This window comes from Pseudoalteromonas sp. 3D05 (assembly GCF_002723455.1).
GTDB lineage: Bacteria > Pseudomonadota > Gammaproteobacteria > Enterobacterales > Alteromonadaceae > Pseudoalteromonas.
Map to the genome: position 1 here is coordinate 1 of NZ_PDUS01000045.1, position 1,150 is coordinate 1,150.

Sequence of the window (1,150 nt, forward strand, 5' to 3'; positions counted from 1 at the left end):
GTGTAGGTAAAGGTGTCTTGTCCAACTTCGTTACTATTAGGTGTATAAACAAAGGTACCTGCGGTTTCATCAATACTTACTTGCCCTTTGCTTGGTGAGCGCACCACAGTGATTGCACCAGTTGGTATAACATCTTCCACATCGGTTGCTTGCGATCTTAGCGCAGTGACATCAGACGCTGTATCTTCTAATGTATTAACTTCTATAGCAGCTGCAACGGGTACATCGTTGACTGGCGTAATATCAATGTTCACTGTTGCAGTATTTGATGTATTTCCTGCAGCATCTTTAACTGTGTACGTAAAGCTATCAGTACCTGTCTCGTTTTGTGCCGGGGTATACGTCGCGACACCATTGATAATGCTAACATTACCTTTAGTAGGCGCCACTAACACGGCAGCTGAAGCAACGACCATATCACCTTCAGCATCGGTGTCATTATCCGTCAGGCTAAATGTTACCCCAGTGTCTTCAGTGGTTTGCACTGTATCATCTTGTGCAATTGGTGCGTCAGCTATAGCATTAATAGTCAGTGTTGCAGTATATAGTGGTGACAATTCACCTAAGCTATCTTTAACTTGATAGGTAAAGCTATCAGAGTTATCTTCCCCGCCATTATGCGCGTAACTAAAGCTACCATCCGCTTGTGCTGATAGTTCACCAAATTGCGGCTGACTGACAATAACTAAAGATAAGCTGTCTCCGCTATCAATGTCGTAATCAGTCGCGTTACTTAATAAACCGTTGGCACTTGTCACCGTTAATGTTTGTGCTTCATCCAATGTAAATGCTGTGTTTTGTCCTACCGGCGCATCATTGGTGTTCGTTACCTCAATTGCAAAGGCTGGTAAGCTGACACTCACAGTACCATCCGATGCACTTATTATTATCCCTTGCTGTATGCCAACATGTTCATCTGTTGGTGTGCCGCTAACTGCCCCCGTATTAACATCAAAATTGAGCCAGTTTGGCTTATTACTAATAGAGAACACAAATACATTGTTATCAACATCAGTGATTGCCGGCGTGAATGAATAGGAGCTGTCTTCTGCTATGGTTGTACTCGGTGACCCCGATATCACAGGCGCATCATTAATATTAATAACTTCCAAACTAAATGCTGGTAGTGCTGCAGTCATACTGCCATCAC

Annotated in this window: 1 protein-coding gene; it reads right to left on the minus strand. The window is 43.3% G+C overall.

Annotation, left to right across the window (positions count from 1 at the left end; all coding sequences use genetic code 11):
• The coding region (locus CSC79_RS19950) for an Ig-like domain-containing protein (RefSeq protein ID WP_143483850.1) at window positions 1-1,139 on the minus strand (1,139 nt) is incomplete at its 3' end.
• Between the last annotated feature and the right edge of the window lie 11 nt (window positions 1,140-1,150).